The organism is Streptomyces globisporus C-1027, assembly GCF_000261345.2.
Taxonomy (GTDB): domain Bacteria; phylum Actinomycetota; class Actinomycetes; order Streptomycetales; family Streptomycetaceae; genus Streptomyces; species Streptomyces pakalii.
Window position 1 is genome coordinate 3,160,918 of sequence record NZ_CP013738.1, and the last position, 14,945, is coordinate 3,175,862.

A 14,945-nucleotide genomic window follows, 5' to 3' on the forward strand; every position below is an offset into this window, starting at 1 on the left:
CGGGCCGTCGGCCGGATCCCGGCGCCACGGTCCCGTCACTCATCATGCAGACAACGGACAACAGCCTCACCTGGCTCCTGCAGAGGCTGCTGGAGCAGACCCCCGGCACGCGGCACGCCCTGGCCCTGTCCCGCGACGGGCTCAAGCTCTGCTGGAGCGAGCACCTCACCCTCGACCAGGCCGACCAGCTGGCGGCCATCTGCTCGGGCATGCAGGCGCTGGCGCAGGGCGCCTCCATCGAGTTCGGCGACGGTTCCGGCGGCGTACGGCACTCGATGACCGAGTTCCACGGCGGCCTGCTGTTCATCGTCGAGGCCGGTGAGGGCGCGCATCTGGCCGTCGTCGCCACGGAGGAGGCCGACCCCAGCATCGTGGGCAACCAGATGACGCAGATGGTCGATCAGATCGGTGAACACCTGCGCGCCGCACCGCGCGGCACGGTACCGGGGAGCGCTTCTCCGGGACGTACGTCGCCGGGGAGTCCCTCGTGACGCCCCGGCGACCCGTCGACACCGGAGCCCCCGACCGGCTCTACACGGTCACCGGCGGACGCAGCCGCGCCGCGGACTCCTTCGACCTGGTGACCCTGGTGGTCAGCGAGTCCCGGCCGACCCCCGGCATGCAGTCCGAACACGCGCGGATCCTCGACCTGTGCAGCCACCCGACCGCCGTCGTCGAGATCGCCGCCGAACTCTCCCTCCCGGTCACCGTGGTCCGCATCCTGCTCGACGACCTCCACGTCATGGGCCGGATCACCGCCCGTCACCCCCGCGTGGCCACCTCGCACTCCGAACTCCCCGACTCCGAACTGCTGAAGGAGGTGCTCCATGGTCTCCGGAAGCTGTGAGCTGCCCGCCCAGCGCACCCCGCTGTCCGACGCGGCCGAGACCGGCCTGAAGATAGTCGTCGTCGGAGGGTTCGGCGTCGGCAAGACCACGCTCGTCCGCTCGGTGAGCGAGATCCGGCCGCTGAACACCGAAGAGGTCATGACCCAGGCCGGTGTCGGCGTCGACGAGACGAGCGGCGTCGACGGCAAGACGACCACCACGGTCGCCTTCGACTTCGGCCGCATCAGCCTCAACGAGCGCATCGTGCTGTACCTGTTCGGCGCCCCGGGGCAGGAGCGCTTCTGGTTCCTGTGGGACCGGCTGTTCTCCGGCACGCTCGGCGCGGTCGTCCTCGTGGACACCCGCCGGATGGACGACTCCTGGTACGCGATCGACCGGCTGGAACACCACGGCACCCCGTTCGTGGTGGCGGTCAACCGCTTCGACGACGACGTCGCCCACCCCCTCGAAGAGATCCGTCAGGCCCTGGCCCTGCCCGAGCACATCCCGATGATCGACTGCGACGCCCGGGTCCGGACCTCCAGCAAGAACGTCCTGATCACGCTCGTCGACCATCTGCGCACGATGGCCATCGCCCGGGAGACGACACCATGAGCACCTCCAGCCCGTCCTTCGATCCTTCCTTCGGCTCCCCCCTCGATCCGGGCACCTCCGCCCCCTCCGGCTGCCCGGTCGCCCCCGGTGCCGTACGGCTGTCCGGCTCCTCCTACCAGCAGACGCCCACGGAGCTCTACCGCTCGCTGCGGCGGGAGCACGGCGCGGTGGCGCCGGTCCTGCTCGACGGTGACGTACCGGCCTGGCTGGTCCTCGGGTACGCCGAACTCTCCTACGTCACCACGCACGACGAGCTGTTCGCACGGGACTCGCGCCGCTGGAACCAGTGGGACAGCATTCCGCCGGACTGGCCCCTGCTGCCGTTCGTCGGCTACCAGCCGTCGGTCCTCTTCACGGAGGGCGACGAGCACCGCCGCAGGGCCGGTGTCATCACCGAAGCCCTGGAGGGCGTCGACCAGTTCGAGCTGGCCCGCGACTGCCGGCGCATCGCCGAGCGGCTCATCGCGGACTTCGCCGGGAGCGGCCGGACGGAGCTGATGAGCAGTTACGTCCATGCCCTGCCGATGCGGGTTGTGGTCCAGATGTGCGGGATGCCGGTGTCGGGCTCGGACACCCAGCAGTTGGTGGACGACCTGCGGATCTCGCTCGACGCCGGCGAGGGCGACGACCCGGTGGCGGCCTACGGGCGCGTCGGCGACCGGCTGCGTCAACTGGTCAAGGACAAGCGGGCGGTACCCGGACCCGACATCACCTCCCGCATGGTGACGCACGGCGCGGGGCTCACCGACGAGGAGATCGTCCAGGACCTGATCTCGGTGATCGCCGCCGCCCAGCAGCCCACCTCCAACTGGATCTGCAACACGCTGCGGCTGCTGCTGACGGACGAACGCTTCGCGGTGAACGTCTCCGGCGGCAGGCTCAGCGTCGGCGAGGCGCTCAACGAGGTGCTGTGGCTGGACACCCCGACGCAGAACTTCATCGGCCGCTGGGCCGTACGGGACACCCAGCTCGGCGGCCGGCACATCCGGGCGGGCGACTGCCTGGTCCTGGGGATCGCCGCCGCCAACACCGACCCGGAGATCTGGCCGGAGGCGTACGTCGGGGCCGAGAACTCCGCGCACCTGTCGTTCAGCGGCGGCGAGCACCGCTGCCCCTACCCCGCACCGCTGCTGGCCGACGTGATGGCCCGTACGGCGGTGGAGACGCTGCTGGAACAGCTGCCGGACCTGATGCTGGCGGTGGAACCGGCGGAGCTGACGTGGCGGCCCTCGATCTGGATGCGCGGACTGTCGGCGCTGCCGGTGCAGTTCAGCCCGATGGCGCAGTAGTGGGGACCGGGGCCGGGAACCCTTCCGGGAGGCCGGGGCGAGCGGCCGGGCCGGGAAGCGTTCCCCGGCCCGGCCGCCCGGGTACGACGGCGTGCCGTCAGCCGGACACCGGTGTGAAAAGCACCGGCAGGCTCTTCGGCCCCCGGGTGAACACGCCGTTCTCGACCGGGTCGAAGCCGTCGGCCAGCCGCAGATCGGGCATGGCGTCCAGCAACTGGCCCACGCCGGTCTCGACTTCGGACCTGGCCAGCAGGGCACCCACGCAGAAGTGCCGGCCGAGCGCGAAGGCGAGATGGTCGGCCGCCGCCGAGAACGCGTTCGTGGCAGTCAGGTCCTCGCGGAAGATGTCGAAGACATCGGGGTCGCGGTAGCGGTCCTCGTCACGGTTGGCGGAGCCGATCAGGCAGGTCACCGTGGAGCCCGCCGGTACGGTGCCGCCGCTCAACTCCACGTCCGTCGCCGAATGGCGCATGATCATGTGGACCGGCGGGGTGTAGCGCAGCGTCTCGGCGAAGGCGCGGGCTATCAGGCTCCGGTCGGCGCGGACCGCCGCCAACTGCTCCGGGTGCGTGAGCAGGTTGGCGAAGATACCGGCGATGGCCTTGTCGGTGGTCTCCCCGCCCGCCGCCAGCAGCAGACTGCAGAACGCCTTGACGTCCTCGTCGCTCATCCGGACCCCGTCGACCTCCGCGGTGCAGAGCGTCGACAGCAGATCCTCGCCCGGCGACTCCCGCCGTTCGCGGATGATCGGCAGCATGTACTCGGCGAACTCGACGCGCGTACGTTCACCGGCCCGCGCCACGTCCTGATCGCCGGAGAGATTACCGAGAAAGGCGATGACGGCCGTATACCAACCGTGAAAACGCTCATAGTCGGACTTGTCCAGACCGAGCATGTCCGCAATGACGTTCACGGGAAATCGGGTGGCGTAGTGGGCCACCAGATCGACGGAACCGGAGTCGCGGAACCGGTCGATCAATTCGCGCGAATTGCGCTCGATGACCGGTAAGAACTTGTCCCGCAGGTCGGCACCCCGGAAGGCGGGCGCGACGAGGGCCCGGCGTACGGCGTGCTCGCGCCCGCTGAGCTGGAGAATCGTCCGCCCGTGCACGGGCTCGATCTGCCAGTCGTAGTTCTCGGTGGTGAACTCACCGGCCTTGTCCTTGAAGACGCGCTCCACGTCCTCGTAGCGCGAGACGATGTAACTCTTCGTGGCCTCGTGCCACAGGAGCGGCGCGTCCTGCCGCATCCGGCGATACGCCGCATACGGGTCTCTCTCGAACTCTGGCGACAGAATGTCCGGTGCTCGGACGGTCATGACCACTCCCTTGCAAGCAGAACGGGAAACTGCGAGGTGCATGACTTATTCAGCTCGTACCGGCGGATATATGCAAGAGCCATGGGTCGCGAAATCCCCGAGCCGGTACGGCATCCCGGCCGCTACGATCTCCGGCTGTGACGCATGACCGTGAGCGGACCGGGCCCGCGTGGGGGACCTTCCTGGAACTGGCGGATCCCGCCGACGGCCCCCTGCACACACGGCTGGCCCGCGCTCTGCGGGCCGCCGTCACCGGCGGGCGGCTCTCCGTGGGCAGCACCCTGCCCCCGAGCCGTGTCCTCGCGGCGGATCTGCGGTGCTCCCGCTGGGTGGTGACCGAGGCCTACGCCCAACTCGTCGCCGAGGGCTACTTCGAGGCCCGCAGCGGCTCGGCCACCCGGGTGCGGGCGCACGCCGGTGTCACCGCGCCCCCGGACGCGGGTGCGGGCGGATCGCGCTGGACGCCCCGGTTCGACCTGCTGCCGGGCGTCCCCGACCTGCGCGCGTTCCCGCGCAAACGCTGGGCTGACATGGTCCGGGCCGCCACCACCGAACTGACCTGGGACGAGCTGGGCTACCCCGATGCGGCGGGACTGCCGAGGCTGCGCCGGCAGCTCGCCTCCTACCTCGCGCGCGGGCGCGGAGCCCGTGTGGAGCCGGACCACCTCGTCGTCTGCGCGGGCACGTTGGACGGTGTCCTGCGGCTGTGCCGGGCGCTGCGGGCCGCCGGGCACACCCGGGTCGCGGTCGAGGACCCCGGCTGGACCCAGCTGCGCCTGACCGTGGCGGCGGCGGGCCTGACACCGGTGCCGGTCGCGGTGGACGAACAGGGTTTGCGGGTCGACCAGTTGCGCCGGGAGACAGACGTACGCGCGGTGATCGTGGCCCCGGCACACCAGTTCCCCACCGGCGTCGTCCTCGCGCCCACCCGCCGCGCGGAACTGGCCGACTGGGCCCGGGAGGTGGACGGCCTGATCATGGAGGACGACTACGACGCCGAGTTCCGCTACGACCGCCACCCCGTGGGCGCCCTTCAGGGCATGGCGCCGGACCATGTCGCCCTGCTCGGTTCGCTGAGCAAGACGCTCTCCCCCGCCGTACGGCTGGGCTGGGTCGCCGCTCCCGGCCGCTGGACCGGGGCCCTCGTCGCCCGGGACACCGGAGGCGCCCCGCCCCCCGTCATCGATCAGGACGCCTTCTCCCGCTTCGTCACCTCCGGCGCCTACGACCGGCACCTGCGCGCCTCCCGGCTGCGCTACAAACGCCGCCGCGACCATCTCCTGCGCGAACTCGCGGCGCACCTGCCCGAAGCGGCCGTCGGCGGGGCGGCCGCCGGATTCCATCTGCTGCTCCCCCTGCGCGACTGCCCGGCGGGCGACGTGGTGAAGGAGGCGGCCGGTCACGACGTACGCCTGGCGAGCCTGGACGACTACCGGATGGCGCCGGAGGACCCCGGGCCGGGCCCCTCGGTCTCGACCCTCGTCGTCGGCTACGGGAACCTCACCGACCGGGCGGTGCCGGAAGCGGTCCGGCGCCTGGCCCAGGCCGTGGAACGCGTACGGGACGGCCGGTCGGCCACGCCCGGGGTCAGTCGGCCTGACCGGAGTCCGCCGAGTCCAGGCGGGCCTTCAGCTCCTCCGGCAGCCGCAGTTCCGCCGCTCCCAGCACCTCGTCCAGCTGCTCGACCGAGCTGACGCCCACGATCGGGATGACCGGCGGGTCACCGGCCATCAGCCAGGCCAGCACCACCTGGTTCGGCGTCGCCCCCAGTTCACCGGCCACCTCGCCGAGCACCGCGAGCCGCCGCGCGCTGCCCGGGTGGTCGTACGCCTCCGGCAGCGGCTTGTCCGCCCGGGTGTACGCGCCCGAGATCAGCGCCGAGTAGGCCATCAGCGTCAGGTCGGACTCGGCCCGCAGATAGTCGAGCAGCTCCGGCGTGACGTGCACGTGCGCGCTCTCCGGCAGGCTCAGGTCGAAGCGCGGCTGGAGGTAGGAGTAGCGCTGCTGGACGCAGGTGTAGGGCGTCAGCCCGCCCGCGCGGGCCACGGCGCGCGCCCGCTCCGTCCGCCAGGTGGCGTGGTTCGAGCAGCCGAGAACGGTCGCCTTGCCGTCCTTGACCAGGGAGTCGAGGGCCTCGACCGTCTCCTCCAACGGGACGGTCCGGTCCTCGAGATGCGACCAGTACACGTCGATGCGGTCCGTGCCCAGGCGGCGCAGGCTGTCCTCGGCGGCCTTGGTGACGACCGCCCCCGACAGCCCCTCGGCCGTCTCCAGGCCGGTGCCGGGCACCGTGGGCCGCGCCCCCGCCTTGGTGGAGATCAGCACCTCGTCGCGCACGCCCCGGTCGGCGAGCCAGCGGCCGATGATCGCCTCGCTCTCGTCCCCGGTGCCGCCGGGAACCCAGAACGCGTAGGCGTTGGCGGTGTCGAGGAGGTTGCCGCCCGCCTCGACGAACCGGTCCAGGATGGCGAAGGACGTCTTCTCGTCCACCGTGGTGCCGAACGGCAGCGTGCCCAGGGCCAGAGCGCTGGCCAGGGGGCCGGTGGACCCTCCGATACGACGTCGCAGCATGCGGAACTCCTCAACAAGTGGGCTGTCGTGCCCTCCTGGACGTTTCTCCGGGAGGAACGATCACCACCGTAGGCCGCGAACGGATCGGTATCCCGGGCCAATGGGACGCCGGAAAACCGGACCGCTTTGCCGCGCCCGCGCGCTCGGTCACTCGGGGCGCTCGCCCGGGGCGCCCGGTCACCCGGGGCCGCCTGGTGCGCTCGGGCGCTCAGGCCCCCTCGTGCTCGTTCTCGTGCCCGTCCCCGTCCCCGCCCTCGTTGCCGTCGCCGTTCGACGTCACCCGCCCCGTCAGCGCCGCCAGCGAGCTGCGGACGTGCGCCATGTGCGCCTGGACCTCCTCGCGGCCCTCCTCGTGCTCCCGCAGGATCCGCTCCGTCTCCCGGACCACCCGCTCCTCCCGGAACCGCGCCTCGGCCAGCAGCTCCGCCGCCCGCGCCTCCGCGTCCTCCTGGCCGTGCCGGGCGGCCTCCTGGGTGGCGGCGAGGTGCCGGCCCGCCTCCGTGAGCAGCGCCTCGGCCCGCTCGGTCAACTCCGTGTGCCGGGCCTCCAACGCGGCTTCCTCTGCGGCCAGTTCGGCCTCGGCCGCCTTGAGGCGCTCCGCGTGCTCCTGCTCCTGGTGGGCCAGCACGCTCGCCGTACGGTCACGGGTCGCCGCCATCGCCGACGCGGCGGCCTCCCGCACCTCCTCGGCGTCCTGCCGGGCCGCCGCCAGCAGCCCTTCCGCCTCCCGGACCGCCGCGGCCACCCGCTCCTCCGCCGCCCGGTCCGCCGCCGCACGCACCGCCTCGCCCGCCTCGCGCGCCGCGTCCCCGGCGGCCCGTCCCGCCGTCTCCGCCTCGTCCCGCAGCGCCTGGCCCGCCGCCACGGCCTCGGCCTCCAGCGCCTGGGCCTCACCCTCGGCCAGGGCCAGGATCCGCTGCGCCCGCTCCCCCAGCTCGGCGTAGTCCTGCACAGGCAGCGTCGCCACGGTCTCGGCCAGCCGGGCCGCTTCGGCGTGCAGCTCCTCCGCCCGGCCGGTCAGCCGCGCGATCTCGGCGAGCGCCCCGTCACGCTCGGCCGTCAGGGCGGCCACCCTGCGGTCCACCTGGTCCGGGCGGTAGCCCTTCCCCCGGACACCGACGACGTCGAACGCGGACACCGGTCCAGCACTCATCCCTGAAGCCCTCTCTACGACCCACCGGCACGCACCGCCGCACCACGACACCCCGCGATACGTCAAGGATGCGGCAATTGGTGCCGGAAGTCGGAATCGATCAGCGCCATTCCGGCCGGAAGCGACCGGCATCACAGATCCGGCCGAACCGGCACACAGCGAAGCGCCCGAACCCGGGAAGGGTTCGGGCGCTTCGGCCGGACCATGAAGCCGGGCCGCCGGACCGGGCCGGCAGACCGGGTCAGATCAGATCAAGCCGTCCCACATCTGCTCCAGCAGCACCGACCACCAGCTCTCCGGCGACGCCAGCGCCGCCGGGTCCAGCGCCACCAGCTGTGCCTGGAAGTCGACGGTCCAGCGGCCCGCCTGCTCCGGGTTCAGCCCGTACCGCAGCCGCCACATCCGGCCCAGCAGCGCCATCGACCGCACGAACTCGGGCAGCCCCGTGTTCACGAACTGCGGTGGCACCGGCTGCCCGCCGGGGCCCGCCTCCACCGGCACGGCCACGATGTTCGCCGTCCCGTACTGCACACAGATCGCCCGGCCGAAGTCCGTACCCATCACCAGGTACGACCCCGCGTCCGGCGCCGGCTGCACCTGCCGCTGCGCGGCCAGCTCGGCCAGCGTCGGCACCACCGGCTGCCCCGGCTGCGCCCAGAAGAACGGCCCGAAATCGGCGGGCAGCCCCGCCCACACCAGGGTGCGCGCGACGATCTCCGGCACGCCCTGACGGGACACCGCCCGCTGGTCGAACCGGAGAATGCCCTGCGGACCGAACGCCTGCGCCAGCTCCTCGGCGATCGCCTCCGGCGGCAGCGCGGGCGCGGGCGGCATCTGCGGCAGCGGCGCCCGCACCGGCGCGGGCCGCGCCGGGCCGTCCGCCACCTGGTGCAGCTCGCCCTGGTGCGTCAGCAGATGCTGCATGCCCTGCTGGCGGCTGGCGTGATCCGTCCCGTACGGAGCGACGCTGGTGATCCGCACCTGCGGCCAGGTCTCCCGGATCATCCGCGCGCAGTACCCGCCCGGCAGCTCGCAGGACTCCAGCTCCGTGTGGAGCTCGATGACCTGCTGCGGCGGCACGTTCATCGCCCGCAGCTCGTGCAGCATCTGCCACTCGGGGTGCGGGGTGCCCGGCGCCGAACGGCGGATCAGCTGCTGCTCGCTGCCGTCCGGAGCCCGGAACCGCAGCACGGCCTGGTAGCCGGGGCCCACGGTCGGCTGACCGGTGGGCTGCTGCGGATAGCCGTACGCGGGAGGCGGCGGGGTGTGCCCACCGGGCGGCGGACCGGGAGGACCGGGCGGACCGGGAGGACCCGGCGGCTGCGGTACGGGACCGGGACCACCCACTGAACCGCCCGGGGCTCCGGGCGGACCGGGCGGGCCGACCTGGCCCGGACCCGCGAACATCGTCTCGGCGTGGTGCACCCCGCCACCCGGAGGCGGCGTGGAACCCGGCGGCGGACCGGGAGGCCCGGGGGGCTGCGGAGCACCCGGGGCACCGGGCGGGCCCGGCGGCCTGGGCGCGCCCGGGACGCCCGCGCCGATGCTGCTCCCGTCGGCGAGCATCGTCGCGGCATGGTGCACCCCGCCGCCCGAGGGCGGCGTGGAACCGGGGGCCGCGGGCGGGCCGGGCGGAGCGGGCGGCGGGGTGGCACCCGGCGGCGGTCCGGGCGGGCCCGGCGGGGTGGCGCCGGGCGGGCCGAGCTGCGAGACGAGCTGCGTCGGGACGTACCCACCCGCCGGGGCGCCGGGCGCACCCGGACCCGAAGGCGGCGGGGTCGCGCCGGGAGGCATGCCGGGAACCCCCGGGGCACCGGGCGGCGGCGGGGTCGACGGACCGCCCCCACGCGCCCCGCGCGGCGGCACCACGGCCTTGCTGGTGGCCGCGTCGGCGATGTCACCGGCCCCGTCCGACGCACCCTGCTCCGGCCGGAGCGCCGGGGCCACCTGCGTACGCGGCAGCTGGCTGCCACCCGACATGAGCGCGGTGGGCGCCTCCGCCGGAACGACCGGCGGCGGGGCCTCCTCGTCGTCCGTCCCCGACAGCGGCGGTGCGAACACCGTCGCGGGCAGCGGGACCGCCGCGTCGTCGGAGTCGGAATTGGTGTCCGTACCGGCCCACGGGGTCGCCCCGGCGGGCACACCGTCGGAAGCCGTGGGCTCGTAGGCCGCACCACCGTCGGCGGCGGGCCAGGAGGGAGCGGAGGGCGGCGTCGCGTCCGCGGCGACGGGACCGGGAACGGGGGTCTGACCCGACGCCGGTACGGAAGGGGACGGGGCCGAGGGCGAAGACGGGGCCTGCGACGGGACCGAGGGCGAAGACGCAGACGGCACCGGGGGCGTGGGCTGCGACGGGGCCGCGGACGCCGGCGACGACGGGGACGGCTCAGCCGCCTCCGCATCCGCAGCCGTATCCCGGCGCTCCGCGCGGTGATCCGGAATCCCCAGCTTGTCCGCCGCCTCCTGGAGCCACTCCGGCGGCGTCAGCAGGAACGACGTCTGGTTCAGATCCACCCGCTGCGGCGGCTCCGGAGCAGCGGCGGGCGCACCCGCCGGAGTCCCGTACTCCTCCTCGTACCGCCGGATCACCTCACCCACCGGCAGCCCCGGCCACAGCGTCGCCTCACCGCTGTCCCGGGCGATCACCAGCCGCTGACGGCCCCCGTCCGAGACGGGACCCTCCGGCCGGTCCTCGGCCCACACCACGAATCCGAGGTCGAACTCACGGACGCGCACCTCACGGTGCTGATACGCGGGCAGGTCACCGTTGACCCACTCGTCCGCCCGATCCTGTGCCTGCGCGAACGTCACCACCGCGCTCACCCCTCCACCGGGACGGCGCGCGCGAAGCCGCCGTCCACCATCAGGTTCGCCACGGTCTCCAGCTCCGGCGGGTTGCCCGCCAGCCGCTCCAGGAAGGCGTCGAAGTCCGTGCCGCAGGGCAGCAGCAGCCGCTCCACACGCTCCTGGACGCTCCAGCCGTCCTGGTCCCGGGCGTCGTCGTACGGGCAGAACCACACCGAACCGATGTCCTGGCCGCGTACCTTCACGGCGAGAATCCCGCCCTGGACGAACGCGACGCCCAGGTAGTCCTTGGTGAAGTGGTCCCGCAGACACTTGTTCACGTACACCAGGTCGTTCATCGCGGCCTCGTCACGCACCGTGAAGAACGGCTGGTCCACCAGCAGCCCCAGTTCCGCGTCCAGCGCCGCGCCCACGGGGGCCGAACCGCCGGCCGCCTTGAGGAAGGAGCGGTACGCGCCGGGCAGCCGGTAGCCGAGGTCCTCCTCGACGCCCTGGACCTGCTGCTCGGTCACCGCGCCAGCGCCCTTGGGCAGCCGGAAGTGCGCCGGACGGGTCTCCTGCAACGGGCGGGTGCCACGCCGGTCCTGGTCGACGTCCGTACCCGCGAGGCCGCCGTGATGACGCAGCAGCGCCTTCACCTCGACCGGCACCAGCTCCATCCGCCGGCCGCCGGGCACGTGGTGCCACGTCCAGCCGTGCGGGGTCGCCACCGCGGGAATCGTGTCCCACAGGTCGTGTCCGCTCGCCGCCATCGCCGCGTTCGCCGACACGTAGTCGGTCAGGCGCAGCTCGTCGATGCCGAAGCCCGGAGGCGGGTCGGCGATCTCGGCCGCGGCGCGCGCGTACGGCGAGAGAACCGGGTGGCCGTTCCCGTCCATCCGCACCCCACCGGGGTGCCGGGACGCCCGGACCGGATCCGGGAAATTCACGACCTGCCCGGCATAGGCGGCGTTCGGTGGCGCGGCTTGCTGCCCGAGCCGACCTGTCGTCATGGCTGATGCCCCCTGCTGCGTCCGGTGTTCCGCACAGCCTAAGCGGTGGGGCAACAGGGGGTCCCGCCCCGCCGTTTCCGTCACGAACGGTCACAGGCGTGTGACGGTGAGGGGGCAGTTTCGCACCTTCGGGCGACACGCAGACACGTTTCCCCCACCCAGCTTCCCCACCACCCGGCACATTTGGCAGGCTGTCCCCGCAACTCGGGGGATTGCAGGGAGGGACGTCAGCACGATGCATTCCACACAAACCGTCACATCAGGGGATCCGCGCCTCAGCTGGAGCGACACCGAGACCAGCCGTACGCCCCGACTGATCCACCGCCGCGACGGGATCCTCCCCGCCGTGGCCGCCGCGCTGTCCGTCCGCGGCGAGACGCTGACCTGCACCGCGGGCAAGGGGGACCAGCCGCCGGTGCTGCACCCGCTCGTCCAGGACTTCCTCGACACCCTCACCAGCGGCCAGCGCGAACGCTTCACGGGCCGCTGCCCCGAAGCGATACTGCTCTCCCGTCAGCTCACCGCCGCCGAGACCGGGCGCTCCAAACGGGCCCAGCGAAAACCCCTGACCAACGGGGAGGCGCGGCGCGCGCTCAAGCACGCACGGATCACCGCCCGGCGGATCCGCGAGGACGGCGACCCGCTGCACGGCAGCTACGCACCGCCCTGCCGGTCCTGTTCCGTCCTCCTGTCCCACTTCGGCGTACGCCCCGTCGACCTGACCTCCACCGGCGCCGCGACCACCGCCGAGAAGGGCTGACCGCCCACCGATGCACGACCGCCAGCAGCACACCTCCACCACCCGCTTCTCCGTCGCCGTCGATGCCGCCCTGCGCGAGGCGGGCTGGCAGCCCGGGCGCTGGGACATCCGCCAGGCGGAGGAATGGGCCGACGCCCTGCGCTCCCACGCCTCCCCGGCCGGCCACCGGCACGCCGTGTTCCCGGCGGCGGTCGAGGCGTGGGCGGAGTTCGGCGGCCTCCGCATCACCGCGTCCGCGCCGGGCCGGCACATCGCGCCCACGGCGGTACGGATCGACCCCCTGAGCGGGCTCCATCTGGCCCGCACGCTCGGGGACCTGGGCCGGGCCCTGGAGACCGAGGTCAGCCCGCTGGGGGCGGAGGGCGAGGAGCAGGCGGTGCTGGCGATCGATACGGAGGGGCGGGTGTACAGCATCGACCACACCGGCGACTGGTTCCTGGGCCGGGACATCGACGAGGCGCTGTCCACGCTGGTCACGGGCACGCAACCGCCGCGCCTGACGTCGGCCTGAGCCAACTCCAGCCCGCCCGCCCGACTTCCGGCCCGCCCCGGCCAATCCCAGCCCGTCCGGCGCTTGAAGGCGAACCCATCCCAGCCCGTCCGGCGTTTGAGGACGGAACCGTGGCTCGGGACGAACCCGGCACCATCACTCACCGCCACACGAGGGGTCGCCGCTCCCCACCACGAGGGTTTCCGTCCTCAATCGCCGGACGGGCTGAGAAGGCTGGCCCTCAATCGCCGGACGGGCTGGAGAGAGTGGGCCCGCCCTCACGCGCCGCACGGGCTGAAAGCCAGGCGCACGGGCTGAAAGGCCAGGCGGCACAGGCTGGAAAGCCAGGCGCACGGGCTGAAAGGCCAGGCGGCACAGGCCGAAAGCCAGGCGCACGGGCTGAAAGGGCCAGGCGCCGCGGGCTCAAGCGGCGGGCACCACCGGGAGCACCGCCGACACGCGGAAGCCCCCCGCCTCCGTCGGGCCGGAGACGAACACACCCCCCAGCCCCAGCACCCGCTCCCGCATCCCCACCAATCCGTTCCCCCCGCTCGGCAACCCCGCATCCGCCACCGCCGCGTCCGACGGGCCGTTCTCCACCTGCATCGCGACCTCGGCCTCCCGATGCGCGAGCCGCACCCACGTCTTCGCGCCCGCCGCATGCTTGTGCACGTTCGTCAGCGCCTCCTGCACCACCCGGTACGCCGTCTGCTCCACCTCCGGCGGATACGGCCGCAGGTCTCCGTGGACCGTCAGCTCCACCACCATCCCCGCCTGCCGGGACTGCGCCACCAGCGCCTCCAGCTCGTGCAGCCGGGGCCCGTCCTCCGTCGCGGCGGAGACGGCGGCCACCGCGGCCGCCTGCCGTACCGACGCCAGCGGAACCCCGCCCGCCGCGGCCGGCGCGGTCAGCGCCTCCCCCGTCCGCAGCACCCCGAGCATCTCGCGCAGCTCCGTCAGCGCCTGCCGGCCCATGTCCCCGACCAGCGCCGCGTTGCGCACGGCCTTCGCCGGATCCTTCGGGGCGACGGCCTGGAGCGCGGCAGCGTGCACCACCATCAGGCTCACCCGGTGGGCGACCACGTCATGCATCTCCCGGGCGATCCGGGTCCGCTCCTCCGTACGCGCCCACTCGGCCCGCTCCTCGGCCCGGTCCGCGAGCAGGGACAGCTCCCGCTCCAGCGAATCGGCCCGCTCCCGCAGGCTCTCCATCAGACGGCGCCTGGCCCCTATGTAGAGGCCGAGGAGCACGGACGGGGCCGTGAGCCCCACCGCCATGAAGACGGACATCAGGGGGACGTACCAGTCCCCCGGCCCGAAGTCGGCCTGCTCGGCCACGCTCTGCCGCAGCCGTACGTACGTGATGATGAACGTCCCCACCAGCGCCATGCTCGCGAGCACGACGGTGATCCGGCGCGGCACCTCGGAGGCGGCCAGCGTGTACAGGCCGACCAGGGCCATCAGGAAGCCCATCTCGGCGGGCGTCATCGCGATCGTCAGCAGCACCACGACGATCGGCCACCGCCGGCGCACCAGCAGCACCGAACCCGCCAGAAGCCCGAACACCACGCCCACCGGCACCGGAATCCCGATGTTCCGGGCGAACTCCACCCCCTCCAGGCCACACTCCAGCGCCGATACCAGCGCCAGTCCCACGTCCAGGGCGACACTCCGTCGCCGCTCCCACCACCAGTAGCCGCGGGTGGTCGATCCCGCCGCCTCCCGGTCTGCCCCCGTTGCGGTCATGGCATCCAGCCTACGGGCGGACGCATCTCAATTCCGGGTGACCGGCAACAGCTCACTTCGGGTGACCGGCGACAGCACGTTCCGCGGTCGAACAAGGAGCGCCGGACAGGAGCGACGACAGAAGCGCCGCACTCCGTCTCCCTTCTGTCGTCGCGTAGAAGGCGCTTGGTACGGCATAGTGTTGGGTGCCGATCCGGCGAACCGATCCAATGTCCGGTTTAGCCGTTATTGATCCCCCATGGTGTAATCAGGCAGCACTGCGGTTTTTGGTACCGTCTGTTCAGGTTCGAATCCTGATGGGGGAGCTTCGGCACGCGGGCCCCGACCTCACCGGTCGGGGCCCGCCCCCGTTTCCCGTGGAAACACCCCCGGTATCCTG

13 protein-coding genes and 1 tRNA gene are annotated in these 14,945 nt (G+C 72.9%); 8 read left to right on the top strand and 6 right to left on the bottom strand.

Features of this window, described 5'->3' with window-relative positions; all coding sequences use genetic code 11:
* Positions 1 to 44 precede the first annotated feature (44 nt).
* From WQO_RS13540 to WQO_RS13555, 4 genes are read left to right on the top strand one after another with little or no spacing between them, the layout of a single operon-like run.
* The gene (locus WQO_RS13540; RefSeq protein ID WP_010059774.1) at positions 45 to 491 is read left to right on the top strand and encodes a roadblock/LC7 domain-containing protein; all 447 of its coding nucleotides are present in this window, start codon (positions 45 to 47) and stop codon (positions 489 to 491) included.
* Positions 488 to 847 (top strand): DUF742 domain-containing protein, encoded by a 360-nt coding sequence (locus tag WQO_RS13545; protein WP_010059773.1) that lies wholly within the window; start codon positions 488 to 490, stop codon positions 845 to 847. Before WQO_RS13540 ends, WQO_RS13545 begins: the two co-directional genes overlap by 4 nt.
* Entirely contained in the window at positions 828 to 1,442 is a 615-nt protein-coding gene (locus WQO_RS13550; protein WP_010059772.1) for a GTP-binding protein, read from the top strand. The genes WQO_RS13545 and WQO_RS13550 overlap by 20 nt, the downstream gene beginning before the upstream one ends.
* On the top strand, positions 1,439 to 2,731 hold the full coding sequence (locus WQO_RS13555; RefSeq protein ID WP_010059771.1) for a cytochrome P450: 1,293 nt from the start codon (positions 1,439 to 1,441) through the stop codon (positions 2,729 to 2,731). Before WQO_RS13550 ends, WQO_RS13555 begins: the two co-directional genes overlap by 4 nt.
* A gap of 97 nt (positions 2,732 to 2,828) precedes the next feature.
* Here WQO_RS13555 and WQO_RS13560 read toward each other — a convergent pair whose 3' ends face one another.
* The gene (locus tag WQO_RS13560; RefSeq protein ID WP_010059769.1) at positions 2,829 to 3,980 is read right to left on the bottom strand and encodes a cytochrome P450; all 1,152 of its coding nucleotides are present in this window, start codon (positions 3,978 to 3,980) and stop codon (positions 2,829 to 2,831) included.
* Positions 3,981 to 4,186: 206 nt separating this feature from the next.
* Here WQO_RS13560 and pdxR point away from each other — a divergent pair, with 206 nt between their 5' ends.
* Complete coding sequence (gene pdxR / locus WQO_RS13565; protein ID WP_010059767.1) at positions 4,187 to 5,743, top strand: MocR-like pyridoxine biosynthesis transcription factor PdxR; 1,557 nt, start codon at positions 4,187 to 4,189, stop codon at positions 5,741 to 5,743.
* Here the strand turns inward: pdxR and WQO_RS13570 are convergent.
* The 4 genes from WQO_RS13570 to WQO_RS13585 form a co-directional block, all read right to left on the bottom strand.
* Positions 5,637 to 6,620: an aldo/keto reductase gene (locus tag WQO_RS13570; protein WP_010059765.1), complete on the bottom strand. Its 984-nt coding sequence runs from the start codon at positions 6,618 to 6,620 to the stop codon at positions 5,637 to 5,639. The genes pdxR and WQO_RS13570 overlap by 107 nt on opposite strands.
* A 208-nt stretch (positions 6,621 to 6,828) precedes the next feature.
* A complete protein-coding gene (locus WQO_RS13575) occupies positions 6,829 to 7,773 on the bottom strand; it encodes a coiled-coil domain-containing protein (RefSeq protein ID WP_050992296.1) in 945 nt (314 codons plus the stop codon).
* A 246-nt stretch (positions 7,774 to 8,019) separates the two neighbouring features.
* On the bottom strand, positions 8,020 to 10,587 hold the full coding sequence (locus tag WQO_RS13580; protein WP_010059762.1) for an SUKH-4 family immunity protein: 2,568 nt from the start codon (positions 10,585 to 10,587) through the stop codon (positions 8,020 to 8,022).
* A 5-nt stretch (positions 10,588 to 10,592) separates the two neighbouring features.
* A complete protein-coding gene (locus WQO_RS13585; RefSeq protein ID WP_010059761.1) occupies positions 10,593 to 11,570 on the bottom strand; it encodes an SMI1/KNR4 family protein in 978 nt (325 codons plus the stop codon).
* Positions 11,571 to 11,805: 235 nt separating this feature from the next.
* On the opposite strand from WQO_RS13585, the gene WQO_RS13590 reads away from it, so the two are divergent.
* Both WQO_RS13590 and WQO_RS13595 read left to right on the top strand, forming a co-directional pair.
* On the top strand, positions 11,806 to 12,330 hold the full coding sequence (locus tag WQO_RS13590) for a YwqJ-related putative deaminase (RefSeq protein WP_010059760.1): 525 nt from the start codon (positions 11,806 to 11,808) through the stop codon (positions 12,328 to 12,330).
* 10 nt (positions 12,331 to 12,340) lie between these two features.
* Positions 12,341 to 12,841, top strand: a complete 501-nt coding sequence (locus WQO_RS13595) for an SUKH-3 domain-containing protein (protein WP_010059758.1) — start codon at positions 12,341 to 12,343, stop codon at positions 12,839 to 12,841.
* A gap of 402 nt (positions 12,842 to 13,243) precedes the next feature.
* Here the strand turns inward: WQO_RS13595 and WQO_RS13600 are convergent, their stop codons facing one another.
* Entirely contained in the window at positions 13,244 to 14,566 is a 1,323-nt protein-coding gene (locus tag WQO_RS13600) for a sensor histidine kinase (RefSeq protein WP_029182207.1), read from the bottom strand.
* 232 nt (positions 14,567 to 14,798) lie between these two features.
* Here WQO_RS13600 and WQO_RS13605 point away from each other — a divergent pair.
* Positions 14,799 to 14,871 (top strand) — tRNA-Gln (locus WQO_RS13605).
* Positions 14,872 to 14,945: the final 74 nt, after the last annotated feature.